This is a genomic window from Acinetobacter sp. YH01018 (assembly GCF_013420295.1).
Taxonomy (GTDB): Bacteria; Pseudomonadota; Gammaproteobacteria; order Pseudomonadales; family Moraxellaceae; genus Acinetobacter.
Window position 1 is genome coordinate 1 of sequence record NZ_VOYL01000015.1, and the last position, 14,891, is coordinate 14,891.

Sequence of the window (14,891 nt, forward strand, 5' to 3'; positions counted from 1 at the left end):
TGAAAACATTTAGAATATTAAGTGAACGCTATCGAAATAGACGGAAAAGATTCGGTTTACGCATTAACTTAATCGCTGCACTGGTAAACCGGATAAATTTTCAATAATGACTTTCGCAAGAGATCTAATATTTGCCGTATCGAATGAGTAGCCTGTAATATCATCTTTTATTATTACGACAGGTTTATTAAAAGCTAAACGCATTCCGAGTTCAAACATGACATTTGCATTTTTACCACTTACATCACAAACAATTATTGGATCATTATAAATATTTTGAATAATTGATTTATGAATAATGGTCGCATCATCTGATTCACTTACCATTCGTGGGGTGAAACCAGCTTTTTCTATAGATCTATTAATTATTGAACGAATATCTATCCAATGCTGTTCTGGATATTCTGAACCTATTGCTGCTATAGGCATGATAATTCCACACGCTAAATCATTTTCTTTATCTACATTATTATTCATACTAATGAACTTGAAATTTATTGATTAATTATTGTCCTTAAAAATAGTTCAAATAACAAGCTTAATATAAATTTAAAATAAGTTAATGCTTTGAAAAAAATAGCCTTTATCTATATCAATAGCACCCAGTATGCTGTTGGTAACTTTGCACTAGTGACCTCATTATTTCCCCATAAAGCCTAAAAAACGTGCAGTACAATTAAATGAAACACTGCTAAAATATATTTGCTTATATCTGTACATGTACAGCTTAACAAATCATTAATTTGATCTGAAATTATATTGAACGCCTTGTTAATGCGGCGTGAAACTTAGCGGATACCTCGCGAGCTCTCATTTTTTTAATTATTTTTTACAGTACTTGCCATTGGGCTGATCTGTCTTTTTCAAAAATAGACTTTGCCCAGGCAAATAGCTCCCAAGATGTAGAAAAACAATGCAAAAAGTTAAAACTGCCACCTTAAGCCGTGCCACGCTGATGTTTCCATTGGCATTGGTGCTGTTTGAGTTTTCCGTCTATATCGGCAATGACCTGGTTCAGCCTGCCATGCTCGCCATTACCAAAGACTTTGGCGTCAGCAGTTCATGGGCACCATCTTCCATGTCGTTTTATCTGCTCGGTGGGGCATGTGTCGCATGGTTGCTCGGCCCATTGTCCGACCGACTGGGACGAAAAAAAATGCTGCTCGCAGGTGTACTGTTCTTTGCACTGTGCTGCTTATTAATTTTACTCACCCACACTATTGAAAGCTTTTTAGCACTGCGCTTTTTACAGGGGATTGGTCTCACGGTTATTTCCGCTGTTGGTTATGCCGCCATTCAGGAAACTTTTGCAGAACGCGATGCCATTAAGGTCATGGCACTAATGGCCAATATTTCCTTGCTAGCACCGTTATTAGGTCCTGTGATCGGCGCATTCCTGATTGATCATGTGTCTTGGCATTGGGGCTTTATCGGCATCGCATTTTTAGCCTTTTTAAGCTGGTTTGGGCTCAAAGCCAAGATGCCGGATACAAAGCTGAGCATTCCAAAACAACCATTCAGCTACATTCTGGATGACTTTAAACAGGTTTATAAAAATAAACGATTTTTAATTATGACCTTGGCCTTGCCAATGGTCAGTATGCCGTTGATGCTGTGGATTGCACTATCACCCGTCATGCTGGTGGAAGAACTGGGTTTTAGCAGCATGCAATACGGTTTGGCACAGTTCCCGGTTTTGGGTGGATTGATTGTCGGGAATATCGTGCTGATTAAAATTATCGACAAACTGGCTTTGGGGAAATCGGTACTGATGGGCTTGCCCATTATGCTGCTCGGAACCGTGGTTTTACTGGCTGGTGTGATCTGGCAGGATTATCTGGTCTGGTGCTTAATTGCAGGCATGACCTTGATCAGTTTTGGTGAAGGCATCAGCTTTTCGGTGCTGTACCGCTTTGCATTGATGTCATCGGAAGTGTCCAAAGGCACAGTCGCGGCAGCGGTATCGATGCTGCTGATGTTCAGCTTCTTTATCATTATTGAACTGGTTCGGATGATGTATGAACACTACCATTATTTGGCCTATAGCGTGGCCTGTTTTATTTTGATTGCGCTGTGGTTTAGTTTCCCTCGAGCGATGCTCAAAGACATTTTAAAAGAACGTGTGGAGCAGGGGGTATTTTGATATTCAGGCCTCTCCCTTGCGCAGCAGCGCTGCTCATCTCCTGAAAGGAGGGGAAAATACTGATTTCAAATCAGTATTTTCTTCCAGTAGGAAATGAGGGTGTATCCTTATTATTTCCTGAAAAAGAAAATAGCCTTTTAATCAGGAACTATAGCTTGGGTTCAGCAATCGGCTGCTCAACAGCCTTCAACTTACGATCGAAAACAAAAGTGCCAAACGGTAAAATGGATGCGATTAAACCCAGAATAAACATCTGAATCGACCATTTCTGTTTTTCGCACACGATAAACAAAACAATTAAAAACAGGATGAACAGTACGCCGTGCCCCATACCGACATATTTCACCAAGATTGGATTATCGAACATATATTTCATTGGCATGGCGATGAAAAGAAGTAACAGAAAGGAAATACCTTCTAAAAGACCGACAACACGTAAAGTTTGAATATTCATGGTCATGTTTAAATCTATGAGAATGAACCCTGAGTGTACCGAATATTGCCGTAAGGGTGAATAAAAGCTCGGTATATTTTAAAAAATTATCAAACACTTATAATCAGGTGTTGAAATCGGTCTTTCAGGCAATTCAGGGTTTTTCTAAAGTTGAATTGTTGTAGATATAGCCTACTTTTTCCGTACTGCTGTCAATTTATCAACCCCAATATGACTCAGTATGATTTCTGATTGTCAGGTCATCATAAAAAAGCAGACACTCTGCCTGCTTTTTTATTTTATGGTTTTATGGACAACTTATTGAATCACACCACAGGCAATCCGGTCTCCACCACCGCCCAAAGGTTTAGGCTCATCGGCATAGTTATCGCCACCGGCATGGACCATAATTGCTAGGCCTTGAACATCAGCCAGTTTTAAACGTGGGGCCACCAGTTTTTGCTGAGATTTTCCTGAAGCCTCCACTGTAATTAGGGGTAAATCGCCTAGATGGCCAGTGAGTGGCGTACCGTGATGTGGCGCCTGGTTTGGATTGAAATGACCGCCTGCTGCAAGGGCTGCGCCCATTTTGCCATCTTTTTCTGCCGGGCCACAGAAGCCTTTTTCATGAATATGGAACCCGTGAGGGCCGGGTGGCAGATCACTTAAATCGGTATTAATGACCAGACCTGCCGGGCTATCGCGTAATTCTACAGTCCCGATTTTATTACCTACACCTTGAGCAGTGACGGCATTGACCGTGACACGTTGCGCTTTATGTTCTTGTATGGGCATGGTACCGGCACAACCGGCTAAAAATATGGTACCCAATGTTGTTATTGCGCCTTGTTTAAATAGTGTTTTCATGACTTGAAGCATCCTGACTTTTTTATAATTGGCGTCATTGAAACAAAGTCGTGGATGCAAGACCAGGTGATTTAAGTAGTGCAATGTATAAGTTTCTTAACTTCTGCCTACCAGCTTAATCAGGGTGATGGGTTTCATCATCAATATCATGAGCGAGCGTGGCTTTAGGCATCATTAAACCTTCGGTTTCATTGGTTTCATGCAGCCATTCCCTCCAGATTGCCAGTAATACCGCCAGAATGACCGGGCCGACAAATAATCCCACCATACCAAAGCTGGCCAGACCACCCAGCACACCAAACATGATCAGCAGGAAGGGAATTTGAGTGGCACCGGAAATCACCAGAGGACGGATCACGTTATCTGCGGTACTGACAATACACACGCCCCATACCATAACCCCAATCGCCTCTATGGTATGTCCTTGAGAAAATAACCACAGTGAAACAGAGGTATAGGCAACTGGAGGTCCAAAAGGAATCAGTGCCAGCAGGAAGGTAATAATGGTCAGTACCATCGGGTTAGGTACATCGGCCACAAAATAGCTGATGCCAGCCAGTATAGACTGGGCAATGGCAGTCAATCCAACGCCATAGACCACGGCACGGGTAGTATCGGAAATGGTGGCAATATAATGATGGATACGCGGACCAATCACCATTTCCAGGGCTTTGCTCACCTGATGTAAAATGGTGTGACCATCACGGTAAAAGAAAAATAACGACATCACGGCAAAGCAGAGCTTGATCAGATTTTTGCTGACTTCGTTCAGTACCGCTTTCCCGTAATTTAAATGACCCTGAATCCAGATCGAGACGGACTGGATAATGCTGTTCGGGTCCTGATTAATCTCTCTTAATGTTCGAGAAATTTCTTTGCCAATAAAAGGTAACTGCCGGATAAAGTCAGGAACATTCAGGTGACCGGAAAATACCTGTTTCTGTAATTCGTAATACAGATTTCGCCCTTCATGCTGTAACATGAAAATGGCAAAAATAATCGGTAAACCCAGAACCAGAACCACAGAAAGAATCATCACTGTGGCACTTAGGGTAGGGCGCTGTCCACACATGCGTAATACCGACTGATACAGCGGCCAGGTGACATAGGCAATAATTGCCGCCCAAACCACAGGTACAATAAAATATTTGAGCACATGAAAACTCAAATACATCAGGACAAAAAATAGTCCAAATAATAAAACCTTTTGTAATGTGGGCGCGTAACGTTGCACTGAATTCACTGACTACTTCCTAAGTTCGGAGTTCATCTTAACCGAAAAAAAAGCTCCCGAGAACGAGAGCTGGGTAAGTTGTGATGAATATTTATTGCACATTTCTAGGCAAAAGTTTGCGCTGTGTCTATTTAATGCGATTAAAACCAGGCGCTGGGATCATCAACAATTGCATTTAACAGCGGTTGCCATTGATCTTGCATAGCCCGATAGTTTTTTTGTGTTTTATCAAAAATACTCAGTCCCTGCATGGCAAGCTGGGCATAGGCAGCACGCTCGGAAATCCAGGCTACCGGCTGTTGTTCAATTTTCTGGAAAAAATCCTGAATATCTTTGGAACTGGCAGTGTTTGCTTTCATCCGGTTAGCCAACAGTAAAATCTGTACCTTCCCTTTGCGGATGCGTTTAATATCCTGTAAATGTTTCAGAAAACGGCGCGTACTATCAATATCAAAGAAAGACGGTTGCAATGGGGTGATAATGGCGTGTGCTTCACTGATTAATTGTTCGGCATGCTCGCCAGATAAGGCCCCAGGTGCATCAATAATCAGATATTCGATATTTTTAGGTACATCGCCAATTGATTTTTCCTGACGCCAGTCCAGACTTTGAATAGGAGCCGCCTCTGGCGGTCGTTGTTTTAACCATTGCAAGGCTGATTTTTGATTATCGGCATCGGCAAGTGCGACTTTATACCCCTTTTGTGCCAAAGCGGCAGCCAGATTAATTGCAGTAACGGTTTTACCGCATCCACCTTTTTGATTGGCAATTAAGATAGTTTTCATAACCCTGATGATTTTATTCTGCTCAGTCCTAGCATATCATTGTTTGATGCAGTGAATATGACTCGGGACAAAAGTCTTAAGGTATAAGTAGCGGTAATTTTTGCAATTAAGGAATAATAATGTCCATTTGGATGGCAATGCTAATTGGGGCGTGTATAGGTGTGGTGCTCACCACCATGATTTTAAGCAATACCCGGAATGGACGCATTAAAGCAGAATATGAACAGTACATTGCGGAACTGGAGCTGGAGCATCAGCAGGCTTTGGCGCATGCGCAAAAACGCAGTGTCAATACCAGCCGTGCGGTGCTCAAAGGCAAGATGGCAGAGCAGCTGGCACCGATTATGCCCCAGTTTCAGTATTTACCCAGTGATGCCAAATTTCTGGGCGATCCCATCGATTATGTGGTTTTCGATGGTTATACCGACCTGCGTGATGGCGAAGGAAGTCCCGATGATATCGAGGTGGTGCTGATAGACATTAAAAGTGGCGGTGCGCGCCTGACCAAGGGGCAACAGGCGATTGCCCAGGCCATACGGGAAGGGCGGGTACGTTTTGAAACAGTCCGTATCGATTTTGATGATTAAAACGGCGATGCTTATAAAACGCCGTTAAATTCAGGACTTACTGTTTTTGCACACGGGCAAACAGCATGCGCTGTGCAAGGCTTGGAATACCGGCTGCATCCAGATAATATTTTTCTTTAAAGCTGAAATGTGCATCAAGCAAGGCCTGTTCAATATTGCGGTTGAGATGACAGCCATCGGCAAGGCGTTTTTGAACGGGTGTCAGCAGGTCTTGCAGATGTTGCAGTGTCGGGCGGTCAGATAGTACATGTTCGACCAGATGCAAGGTTCCGCCAGGCTTGAGCACGCGATGCAATTCAGCCAAAGCCTGATCCAGATGTTCAATACTGCACAGTGTCCAGGTACTGACAATATTATCGATACTATTGTCGGCAAAAGGCAGCTTTTCTGCACCGGCCTGAACATGCTGCACATGAATGGCACTTTCGTGCACACGTTTAATCGCCAGCTGATAAATATCGGCATTGGGTTCAAGGGCGTAGAGTGTATCGATATTTTGATAAAAAGGCAGATTAACCCCAGTCCCAAAGCCAATTTCTAGCACCTCGCCTGTAATGGGGAGTAGCAGTTCACGACGCTGATCCATCAGGCTGGCCGTTTGCATTACTTGATTGAGCAAATGCGGAAAAATGTGTTGCTGGTAAAATTTATAAATCATTGTCACTTAATTTTTCTTACTTTATATCATCTTAGTTTAACCAATCTTCAGCTCAGAAAATAAGACAAAAAAGTGACTGAATATATCTCTATTGTTACCAAGTCCATATATTTCTTTAAGTTTACTCATTTAAAATTAAGTTAGAAATCAAGAAATATGTTAGGGGCATAAAAATGGTCAGGCCAATATTATTCAGTACTTTACTTGCTGCCAGCATGTTGCAAATGAGTGCCAGTGCTTCTGTCGATTATAATATTGCGAAGGGCTTGGCTCCTCTGGCAAAAGACCAGTCAATCAAAAAACTACAATCGTTTAAAGGCGATTTTCGTATTCTAGGTTCGAAAATTTATACCAGTGATGAACAGGCCAAGTTTTCACCGATTGATTATGCCGTGAGCTGGGGGTTGTTTGCCGAGCCTGAAATTGCACGTCATATATCGGTCAATCAATATGACCGCTTTTTAAACTGGAAGATTGATCGCCTGCCGGTGCCTGCCGAACAAGCCATGCAAATGGTCTCGAATATGCACATCATTCCTGCCAACCCTCAAATTGCCAAACAGATTAAACATGTGAAACGCGGTGATTTGGTGCGGCTAAAAGGCGAGCTGGTGGAAATTAAAGACAGAAATTTGGTCTGGACGTCATCCTTGACCCCGACAGATACTGGAGATGGTGCCTGTGAGTTATTCCGTGTCAGTTCAATTGAATGGATTGAACGGGTGAAAGGCTAACCGTTTTTTTATAACAAGATGATGAAAAGACTAAATTTATGAAATCTTTAGCACTCAGTTTTGCTGCAATTCTAGGATTCGGCATGGTGGGGTGTAGCAGTATGAGTCCAACGGTAGATGGAAAAACCCATAGTTACTCATTAGACACTCAATGCCCGGCTTTGCTGGAAATGAACGTGGGACAGATCCTGAAACTTATCCTGCCCGAGAATCCGACTACAGGATATGTCTGGCAAGTGGCCGAGCCGCAGAGCATTTTAAAAGTGGAAGAAATTTATCGGCAAGATCAAGTGAAAAGCCAGCAACCGATGCTGGGTGTAGGTGGACAAAAACTGTTTATATTTACTGCACTGCAACCGGGTGAAGCATGGATTCACGTGAAACATAGCCGTGCGTGGGAACAAAATCCGGTAGATGAGTGGCGTTGCCGGGTTCGGGTTTCTTAATTTAATAATTTAGTATTTGTGTGAAGCTTACCGTTGGCACAGCCTTATTTTTCTTTAAAAGTCAAAAGTACTTTGTGCAGGCTTTAATCCTACTTTTGACAGGCCAAAAGTAGGCAAAAGCCTTTGTTACCCACACACAACATCCGTGTTGTGGTGGGCAACATGTGGCATCCCTGCCACATTCGCGTATCTGAAGCTTGTTGTAATAAAATTTCGGGTGATCAATAGAGTAAAAAAAAGCCCGCTTTAATAAAGCGGGCTTTTTTATATTCTAAGATGTATATAAGTAACTTATTTCGCTGTTAATGCCTGACCGTCAAACTGAATGCCATCCCAGCCATTTTGCATAAACTGGCGAATGTTCTGGTGGTCTGTGGCTTCAGGAGTCGCTAACACGGCAGCATAATGTTCAGCAAACAGGCTTAGGGTTTGTGCCTGATCTAAACCATTAAGTTGGGCAAAAGAAAATACTTTGGCACTGCCTTGGTTTTCCGTTGCAGCATTGGCCTGTTTGCCATTTTGAAAAGCTGTAGGGCTATGCTGATAACGTGCATCAATATATGCAATCACGTCTGCAAATTTGATTTCACCTGCCTGAAGCTGTGCCAATAAATCCTGAGCCATAATTTCCTCAATTCATAGAAAAAAGTTTAAAAACCGCGTGACTATAACAATTTTCACGGCATCATTTCATTACTATTTCAACGCATTTGTACGCTATAGTGAACAAAAGATTTATATCATCTTGATCTTTAACTCAATCACATTGGAACAGATATGAATTGGCTACTGGTAGCTTTAGGGGGAGCAGTCGGCGCAAGTTTGCGTTATGGTGCAGGGGTATTTTTATTTAAACCGAGCAGCGGATTTCCGTGGACGACATGGTGGATCAATATCTTTGGCTGTCTGCTTGCCGGTATTTTCTTTGCTTATAGCCAGAAATTTCCTGTTTTGCAAAATGAAGCACGTCTGTTTTTGATGGTTGGTATTTTAGGCGGCTTTACCACTTTTTCCAGTTTTGGTCTGGAAACCTTTCAACTGCTGAAGCATGGACAAATTGCACTGGCTTTAGGCTATGCCATTTCCAGTGTGATTACAGGAATTATTGTGTTGGCGCTCGGTTTTTACCTGTTTCAGGGTTTATTGCAGAGTCGATAACAGCTCAAAATTTTTGTCATATCAGAAAAAAAGAAGCCCAAGCTGGAGGATATGGCTTGGGCTTTTCAAGTCTTAAGATTAACCTTTAAATCTTAAAACAGTATGAATTTAATGTGAGCGTTTGAAACGTGCGAAACGTTTATTAAAGCTGGCTACACGGCCTTCATTGCTGGTTTGACGTTGTTCACCGGTATAAAACGGATGTGAGGCACTGGAAATATCCAGAGTCACATAAGGATAAGTCTGGCCTTCATATTCACGGGTCTGGGTCGGTTTTAAGGTGCTGCCAATAACAAAATAGACATCTGCATTGGTATCGTGGAACAGTACCTGTTGATAGTCGGGGTGGATATCTGGACGCATACATTTCTCCATCGTATATTTTAAATTTAAAGAAATGTTATAACATAACAAATATTGAGTCAAATAAAACCCGGTCACCATAGGTTAACCGGGTGGGTGCGGCTTGATCAGACTCGAGGTGGCACCAGCTCATCAAATAAATCATTCAGATTATCATTCACTTTTAAATGAATTAAATTCCAGTAATGTCCGGAAACCGTGCGGTTAACCATTAAGGTATCCGGTGAAGGCTTAAACACATCCCAATATTTTAATGACGGTTTCAGCAGTTCGACGCCATCATGATGGGCAGAGTTTTCGGCAAAATCGTAATGGGTGATCAGCGGACGCATCAACACTTCCAGCCACTGGCGATATAGATTTTCAGGAAACTTGCCTTGCGTGGTGATGGAATGCAGGTCATCCAGCTTCTGTTCCATTTCGGTAATATTGCCTTCACGGGCGGCATTAATCAGGGTCTTGAAATTCGAGACAATTTCAGTAGACAGGGTTTTGACACCGCCATAGTCGTAAATAATCACCGTCCCATCTTCACGAAAGGCAAAGTTGCCAGGATGCGGGTCACAGTGGAAACGTTTCAGATAGAAAATTTCCTGACCAATGGCACGGAGCAGGCGGCGACCCAGTTCATTACGGGTCTCTTGAGACCAGGTACTGGCCGTTCCGATGCTTTCGCCCTGTTCCAGGCTTAAAGTCAGAATATGACGCGAAGAATAGTCGCTATAGACTTGAGGAATAATAATTTTATTGTCTAATGTTTGATGAAATGTACGTGCGACTTCTAAGTTTTGCGCCTCAATCTCATAGTTCAGCTCATTATCCAGACTGTCCTGAATTTCCTTAAACAGCTGATCTTGCAACTTGCGGTCAATTTTCAGTACACCCATTAAGCGCAAGGCCAGACGCACCTGTTTCAGGTCACTTTCACAGGCTTCATCCACGCCCGGATATTGTACTTTGACCACCACCTGCTGACCGTTCGGCAAGATGGCTTTATGTACCTGCCCAATAGAGGCCGCAGCAAAAGGCTGTTCATCAAAACTTTTAAAGATTTTCAGGAGCGGTTTACCCAGTTCTTTTTCAACTTGTGCTTTAATTTCAGCAAAAGGCATGGCTGGAGCCTGACGCTGTAACTTGCTAATGGCACGGGCCACTTCTGGTGGGAAGATGTCTTTGTATTGTGAAGCAATTTGCCCCACTTTCATCACCGCACCTTTCATTTCGCCCAGCGTATCGGCAATCTGCAGTCCGATATCCTGAAAAAGTTTAGTGCGCGAAGCATTTTTTTGTTCTTCATCGGCATTAAAATTTTTAATCGAGTTTGATACGGTTTTAGTTGCAATACTCGCCGTCATACTGGCAAGTTTCATAAAGCGACGACCGGGGGTCCTAGCCGTTTTTGCCATGCGATATTCCTCAGCATCATCATAGATGGGTTTTAATGATCATAGGCGTTAAACAGGATATTGCCTACTTGAAATTGTTAAAAGCTGCATTTTCACAGTGAGATTATCAAAAAAAAGAACGTTTTTGAGTGGCTAAATAACTGAAATATTGTGGGTTATTTCCCTATCTATGCTGTATTGATCTCATCCCTTTTCCCATGAAAAGGGATGAGTCTATGTAATTTTTAAGGCATTTTCAGGCGATGGTTGATTTTGTATAAACGGGTTAATAAGAGTACACAGGCCACGGTTAAACCGACAATCAAACCGACCCAGACACCAGCGGCTTGCATTTCGGTAAAACGCGCTAGATAAACCCCGACCGGGAAGGCGATGACCCAATAGGCAATCATGGTAATCCACATTGGGCCTTTGGTGTCCTGCATGCCGCGCAGGCAACCTGCGGCACTGACTTGCCAGGCATCCATCAGCTGATAGGCCATGGCAAACAGCAGCAGATATAGCGCGACCTGAGTGACCTCGTAATCCGAGGTGTAAATTGACACAATTTCTGGCCGGAAAAACCAGATCAGTGCCATGGTAGCGAAAGCAAAAACAGTGCCGGTGGCTAGACCCAGATATTGTACCTTATGCATCGCCAGCCAGTTTTTTTCCCCATAATAAGTGCCCACACGAATGGTCAGCGCAATGGCCAGTGACATTGGAATCATAAATAATTGTGAGGTCACGGACATGGCAATCTGATGCGCGGCCACCAAGGTTTCGCCCAAGGGGCTGAGCACAATCGCAGCCGTGCTGAACAGGCTCACTTCAAAAAAGATGGCCAAGCCAATCGGGAAACCAAGTCTTAAAATACGCTTGATCCAGTCCGGATTGATTTTTTCAAATGCGGCAAAGGGCTGTGTTTTTTTGTAGGCCGAAGCTTTTAATACATAGGTTGCGAGTGCAATAAACATCAGCCATTGCAAAATCGCCGTGGCAAAACCACAACCGGCTGAACCTAATTCCGGAATTGGTCCCCAGCCATACATGAAAATAAAGTTAAGCGGAACCAGAACAATTAATGCAATCAGGCTAATCGCCGTCACGGGACGTGGATGACCCAGCGCTTCCGAATAGCCACGCAGCGCTGCATACATAGTCACAGCGGGCATACCTAGACCAATAGCATGCAGGAACAAACTGGCTTTGGGCAGCAAGACTTCTGGTACGCCTAAAACAGGCAATAAAAATGGCATGATCTGTAAAATCAGTGCAGCGATGATGCCCAGAATCAGCGCGATCCACAGCGACTGCCGTGCAATACTGGCAATTTTTTCCGGCGTACGTGCGCCGTTGGCTTCTGCGACCAAAGGCGTGGTGGCAATCATGATGCCGCTAAACAGTAGCATGACCGGAATCCACAAACCTACCCCGACAGCAATTGCGGCAAGGTCCACTGGAGATAGATGTCCGGCCATAATGGTATCAATCAGTCCCAAACCGGCCTGGGAAAATTGAGTGACCAGAATCGGAATCATCAAATGAAAGAGTTGTTTTAATTCATAACGGGTCGTTGTAACCGACGAGACATTCGACACAAAAATTACTCATCATGTGCTTAGAATAATGAGGTGTTAGCGTTGTAAAGTGAGAAGCACACCAATAAAAATCACCACGCCACCTAACAGGCGTTGCCAGTTAACCGGTGTTTTTTCTGTTCCAAGTAAACCAAAATGATCCAAAAACATCGAAGTGACGAGTTGACCAAAAATAATTAAACCGGACAGGGTCAGAAAACCGAGTTTGGGCGCGGCATAAATACTGAGGCTAATGGCATACACCCCCAGAAATCCGCCCAACCATAAATACCATGGCAGTTGCACAAACGTGGCAAAACCCGGTTTTTCTACCGACTGAAAAAACACCAATATGGCCAGCAGTATTGTACCAACCAGAAAAGATAAAAGGGCGGCTTGTAAGGGCGAATTTAAATATTCTCTCAACTGGCTGTTGATAGCCGTTTGAAAAGTAAGCGCGATACCAATCCCCAGTGTCAGCGGGATGAATAACAATAACTGAGCAGATATTTTCATCATTCTAACAATTTAATTCTTCAATAGTTTTTCCTAGTGTACTGATATTCCTTGTGAGATTTTATCAGTGTCCTGATGCAGTCATGTTAATATATTTATCTTCCTGTCCTACATATTTTGAGCTTGTTCCTTGGCCGAATTAAATCCTGCACTGGTTCCTTTATCTTTATACATTCATATGCCGTGGTGTGTGCGTAAGTGTCCATACTGTGACTTTAACTCGCATGCCGTACCGGATGGAAAACTGTCCTTAGATCTGGAACAGCAATATTTACAGGCTTTGGTCGAAGACTTTAAAACCCAGGTTGATTTTGTCCAAGGGCGTCAGATTCATAGCGTTTTTATTGGTGGAGGTACGCCGTCACTGATTTCTGCAAAGGGTTATCAATGGCTATTTGGCCAGTTAAAAAGCTTAATTCCTTTTGAAGATGGCTGTGAAATTACTCTGGAAGCCAATCCGGGAACGGTGGAGCATGACCCCTTTGCGGGATATTTAGAGGCTGGAATAAACCGTCTTTCTATTGGTGTGCAGAGTTTTAATAGCGATCAGCTGAAAAAAATAGGGCGTATTCACAGCAATGATGATGCGATCAATGCCATTCATTTGGCCCGTGAAGCAGGCTTTGAACGCGTTAATGTCGACTTGATGCATGGCTTGCCAGAACAAACGCTAGAACAGGCGTTGCTTGATTTAAAACTGGCGGTGGAAAATGGTGCTACGCATGTGTCGTGGTATCAACTGACCATTGAACCCAACACGGTATTTTTCCGTACCCAGCCGCTTTTACCCATTGAGGATGTACTGGATGATATTCAGGAACAGGGCGAAGCCTACCTAAAAGCCAATGGTTTTGTGAATTATGAAGTATCGGCCTGGCGTAAGGAAAAACCTTCTGCGCATAATTTAAATTACTGGCAGTTTGGCGATTATCTGGCGATTGGGGCAGGGGCACACGCTAAAGTGACGCGACCCGATGGCGTGTACCGTTTCCAGAAAACCCGTTTGCCCAAGGATTATCTGGCCAAAGTACCGGCAGAGCATTTGCAGTTTAAACGTATTGAAGATGAAGACATGCCGTTTGAATTTATGATGAATGCGCTACGGTTAAATCAGGGCGTGGCTGCCGAACTTTATGCCGAGCGTACAGGTTTAAATTTAGCAAGTTTGGATGAACTTTTAAATTTACTACGTGCTAGAAAATTGATGATTGAAGATCAAAACCGTTTGTCTTGTACAGAGCAGGGGCATGTGTTTTTAAATTCGGTGCTGGAAGAGTTTCTGTGACTTGCAATTAATCCCTCGATTGATGTCCTGATGCAATATAGAAGCCGTAGATATGGGCGATTGAATTTCCATTCAACTGCATAGGAGGCAGAGTGAAGTTTTCAGTTTTCTATGCAGCGTTGTCTGAACGCTAAAAACAAAAAAAGCACTATCAAAGTGCTTTTTTATCGATGTTACTTATTATAAAGCAACAATATTCACAGCATTCGGGCCTTTTTGACCTTGCGCAATACTGAATGATACATGCTGACCTTCAAACAATGTTTTAAAGCCAGAATTTGCAATTTCACTGAAATGAGCAAACACATCTGGACCAGATTCTTGTTGAATGAAACCGAAACCTTTAGTTTCGTTAAACCATTTTACTGTACCGTTAACTGTATTAGACATAATATAACCTATCGAATTTTAATAATTTTTAGCCATCTTAAATGACTGATAATAACTTTGAAAATAATAATGAATTGAGCTTAAGATCTGAAAAAAACGAAGGATTATGACTAAAACTGCGATACTTAAAGAAGATTTACTAAACAAGATTTTTTCTAGTTGAGTTAATCATACATGAAATAAATAAATATTCAAGTTTCTTATATGTATTATAATTTTTTTTTATAAAAATAAGCGTTAAATAAACCAGATATTAAATAAATTAAATTTATTCAATTACTTATTTTTAAAACCAAGATGCTTGTTTTTCTATTGATTGCTGGTTCT

Annotated in this window: 18 protein-coding genes and 1 pseudogene; 7 read left to right on the forward strand and 12 right to left on the reverse strand. The window is 42.6% G+C overall.

The window, feature by feature from the left end; translation table 11 throughout:
- Positions 1 to 107 (forward strand): annotated as a pseudogene (locus FTT83_RS07160) (IS5/IS1182 family transposase); the annotation flags it as partial.
- On the opposite strand, the gene FTT83_RS07165 reads toward FTT83_RS07160, so the two are convergent.
- Positions 64 to 477, reverse strand: coding sequence for a hypothetical protein (locus tag FTT83_RS07165; RefSeq protein WP_180044654.1), 414 nt, complete (start codon positions 475 to 477; stop codon positions 64 to 66). The pseudogene FTT83_RS07160 and the gene FTT83_RS07165 sit on opposite strands and share 44 nt — an antisense overlap.
- 436 nt (positions 478 to 913) lie before the next feature.
- Here FTT83_RS07165 and FTT83_RS07170 point away from each other — a divergent pair, with 436 nt between their 5' ends.
- A complete protein-coding gene (locus tag FTT83_RS07170; protein ID WP_180044653.1) occupies positions 914 to 2,143 on the forward strand; it encodes an MFS transporter in 1,230 nt (409 codons plus the stop codon).
- A 148-nt stretch (positions 2,144 to 2,291) separates the two neighbouring features.
- Here the strand turns inward: FTT83_RS07170 and FTT83_RS07175 are convergent, their stop codons facing one another.
- The 4 genes from FTT83_RS07175 to FTT83_RS07190 all read right to left on the reverse strand — a co-directional run bounded on the left by FTT83_RS07175 (position 2,292) and on the right by FTT83_RS07190 (position 5,462).
- On the reverse strand, positions 2,292 to 2,597 hold the full coding sequence (locus tag FTT83_RS07175) for a DUF3817 domain-containing protein (RefSeq protein ID WP_180044655.1): 306 nt from the start codon (positions 2,595 to 2,597) through the stop codon (positions 2,292 to 2,294).
- A gap of 297 nt (positions 2,598 to 2,894) precedes the next feature.
- Positions 2,895 to 3,443, reverse strand: coding sequence for a superoxide dismutase [Cu-Zn] SodC (sodC, locus tag FTT83_RS07180; protein ID WP_373456114.1), 549 nt, complete (start codon positions 3,441 to 3,443; stop codon positions 2,895 to 2,897).
- Positions 3,444 to 3,558: 115 nt separating this feature from the next.
- Positions 3,559 to 4,686, reverse strand: a complete 1,128-nt coding sequence (locus tag FTT83_RS07185; RefSeq protein ID WP_349928541.1) for an AI-2E family transporter — start codon at positions 4,684 to 4,686, stop codon at positions 3,559 to 3,561.
- Positions 4,687 to 4,817: 131 nt separating this feature from the next.
- Positions 4,818 to 5,462: a ParA family protein gene (locus FTT83_RS07190; RefSeq protein ID WP_086195815.1), complete on the reverse strand. Its 645-nt coding sequence runs from the start codon at positions 5,460 to 5,462 to the stop codon at positions 4,818 to 4,820.
- A 119-nt stretch (positions 5,463 to 5,581) separates the two neighbouring features.
- Here FTT83_RS07190 and FTT83_RS07195 point away from each other — a divergent pair, with 119 nt between their 5' ends.
- Complete coding sequence (locus tag FTT83_RS07195; RefSeq protein ID WP_180042154.1) at positions 5,582 to 6,049, forward strand: Holliday junction resolvase-like protein; 468 nt, start codon at positions 5,582 to 5,584, stop codon at positions 6,047 to 6,049.
- Between the two features lie 37 nt (positions 6,050 to 6,086).
- Here FTT83_RS07195 and FTT83_RS07200 read toward each other — a convergent pair whose 3' ends face one another.
- Positions 6,087 to 6,707: a class I SAM-dependent methyltransferase gene (locus tag FTT83_RS07200; protein ID WP_180042162.1), complete on the reverse strand. Its 621-nt coding sequence runs from the start codon at positions 6,705 to 6,707 to the stop codon at positions 6,087 to 6,089.
- Positions 6,708 to 6,880: 173 nt separating this feature from the next.
- On the opposite strand from FTT83_RS07200, the gene FTT83_RS07205 reads away from it, so the two are divergent.
- Both FTT83_RS07205 and FTT83_RS07210 read left to right on the forward strand, forming a co-directional pair.
- Positions 6,881 to 7,441, forward strand: a complete 561-nt coding sequence (locus tag FTT83_RS07205; protein WP_180042152.1) for a hypothetical protein — start codon at positions 6,881 to 6,883, stop codon at positions 7,439 to 7,441.
- Between the two features lie 38 nt (positions 7,442 to 7,479).
- The gene (locus tag FTT83_RS07210; RefSeq protein WP_180042150.1) at positions 7,480 to 7,887 is read left to right on the forward strand and encodes a protease inhibitor I42 family protein; all 408 of its coding nucleotides are present in this window, start codon (positions 7,480 to 7,482) and stop codon (positions 7,885 to 7,887) included.
- Between the two features lie 291 nt (positions 7,888 to 8,178).
- On the opposite strand, the gene FTT83_RS07215 is transcribed toward FTT83_RS07210, so the two are convergent.
- Positions 8,179 to 8,511, reverse strand: coding sequence for a HopJ type III effector protein (locus FTT83_RS07215; protein ID WP_086195810.1), 333 nt, complete (start codon positions 8,509 to 8,511; stop codon positions 8,179 to 8,181).
- Between the two features lie 153 nt (positions 8,512 to 8,664).
- Here FTT83_RS07215 and crcB point away from each other — a divergent pair, with 153 nt between their 5' ends.
- Positions 8,665 to 9,045: a fluoride efflux transporter CrcB gene (gene crcB, locus FTT83_RS07220; RefSeq protein WP_166168661.1), complete on the forward strand. Its 381-nt coding sequence runs from the start codon at positions 8,665 to 8,667 to the stop codon at positions 9,043 to 9,045.
- 108 nt (positions 9,046 to 9,153) lie between these two features.
- On the opposite strand, the gene FTT83_RS07225 is transcribed toward crcB, so the two are convergent.
- The 4 genes from FTT83_RS07225 to FTT83_RS07240 all read right to left on the reverse strand — a co-directional run bounded on the left by FTT83_RS07225 (position 9,154) and on the right by FTT83_RS07240 (position 12,892).
- Entirely contained in the window at positions 9,154 to 9,408 is a 255-nt protein-coding gene (locus FTT83_RS07225) for a type B 50S ribosomal protein L31 (RefSeq protein WP_166168663.1), read from the reverse strand.
- A gap of 107 nt (positions 9,409 to 9,515) precedes the next feature.
- Positions 9,516 to 10,814, reverse strand: a complete 1,299-nt coding sequence (locus FTT83_RS07230; RefSeq protein ID WP_180042148.1) for an AarF/ABC1/UbiB kinase family protein — start codon at positions 10,812 to 10,814, stop codon at positions 9,516 to 9,518.
- A gap of 224 nt (positions 10,815 to 11,038) precedes the next feature.
- Positions 11,039 to 12,394 carry an MATE family efflux transporter gene (locus FTT83_RS07235; protein ID WP_368737325.1) on the reverse strand — a complete coding sequence of 452 codons (1,356 nt, stop codon included), beginning with the start codon at positions 12,392 to 12,394 and terminating at the stop codon, positions 11,039 to 11,041.
- A gap of 36 nt (positions 12,395 to 12,430) precedes the next feature.
- A complete protein-coding gene (locus tag FTT83_RS07240; RefSeq protein WP_180042146.1) occupies positions 12,431 to 12,892 on the reverse strand; it encodes a DMT family transporter in 462 nt (153 codons plus the stop codon).
- A gap of 127 nt (positions 12,893 to 13,019) precedes the next feature.
- On the opposite strand from FTT83_RS07240, the gene hemW reads away from it, so the two are divergent.
- On the forward strand, positions 13,020 to 14,174 hold the full coding sequence (hemW, locus tag FTT83_RS07245) for a radical SAM family heme chaperone HemW (RefSeq protein ID WP_180042144.1): 1,155 nt from the start codon (positions 13,020 to 13,022) through the stop codon (positions 14,172 to 14,174).
- Positions 14,175 to 14,354: 180 nt separating this feature from the next.
- Here hemW and FTT83_RS07250 read toward each other — a convergent pair whose 3' ends face one another.
- Entirely contained in the window at positions 14,355 to 14,564 is a 210-nt protein-coding gene (locus FTT83_RS07250; protein ID WP_086195804.1) for a cold-shock protein, read from the reverse strand.
- Positions 14,565 to 14,891: the final 327 nt, after the last annotated feature.

Bases quoted from the DNA above. Each gene is read 5' to 3' on its own strand.
- FTT83_RS07205 (WP_180042152.1), top strand. From the start codon at position 6,881: ATGGTCAGGCCAATATTATTCAGTACTTTACTTGCTGCCAGCATGTTG.
- FTT83_RS07215 (WP_086195810.1), bottom strand. From the start codon at position 8,511: ATGGCTCAGGATTTATTGGCACAGCTTCAGGCAGGTGAAATCAAATTT.
- sodC (WP_373456114.1), bottom strand. From the start codon at position 3,443: ATGAAAACACTATTTAAACAAGGCGCAATAACAACATTGGGTACCATA.
- FTT83_RS07250 (WP_086195804.1), bottom strand. From the start codon at position 14,564: ATGTCTAATACAGTTAACGGTACAGTAAAATGGTTTAACGAAACTAAA.
- FTT83_RS07210 (WP_180042150.1), top strand. From the start codon at position 7,480: ATGAAATCTTTAGCACTCAGTTTTGCTGCAATTCTAGGATTCGGCATG.
- FTT83_RS07200 (WP_180042162.1), bottom strand. From the start codon at position 6,707: ATGATTTATAAATTTTACCAGCAACACATTTTTCCGCATTTGCTCAAT.
- FTT83_RS07170 (WP_180044653.1), top strand. From the start codon at position 914: ATGCAAAAAGTTAAAACTGCCACCTTAAGCCGTGCCACGCTGATGTTT.
- FTT83_RS07175 (WP_180044655.1), bottom strand. From the start codon at position 2,597: ATGAATATTCAAACTTTACGTGTTGTCGGTCTTTTAGAAGGTATTTCC.
- FTT83_RS07195 (WP_180042154.1), top strand. From the start codon at position 5,582: ATGTCCATTTGGATGGCAATGCTAATTGGGGCGTGTATAGGTGTGGTG.
- FTT83_RS07190 (WP_086195815.1), bottom strand. From the start codon at position 5,462: ATGAAAACTATCTTAATTGCCAATCAAAAAGGTGGATGCGGTAAAACC.
- FTT83_RS07225 (WP_166168663.1), bottom strand. From the start codon at position 9,408: ATGCGTCCAGATATCCACCCCGACTATCAACAGGTACTGTTCCACGAT.
- FTT83_RS07240 (WP_180042146.1), bottom strand. From the start codon at position 12,892: ATGATGAAAATATCTGCTCAGTTATTGTTATTCATCCCGCTGACACTG.
- crcB (WP_166168661.1), top strand. From the start codon at position 8,665: ATGAATTGGCTACTGGTAGCTTTAGGGGGAGCAGTCGGCGCAAGTTTG.
- FTT83_RS07230 (WP_180042148.1), bottom strand. From the start codon at position 10,814: ATGGCAAAAACGGCTAGGACCCCCGGTCGTCGCTTTATGAAACTTGCC.
- FTT83_RS07165 (WP_180044654.1), bottom strand. From the start codon at position 477: ATGAATAATAATGTAGATAAAGAAAATGATTTAGCGTGTGGAATTATC.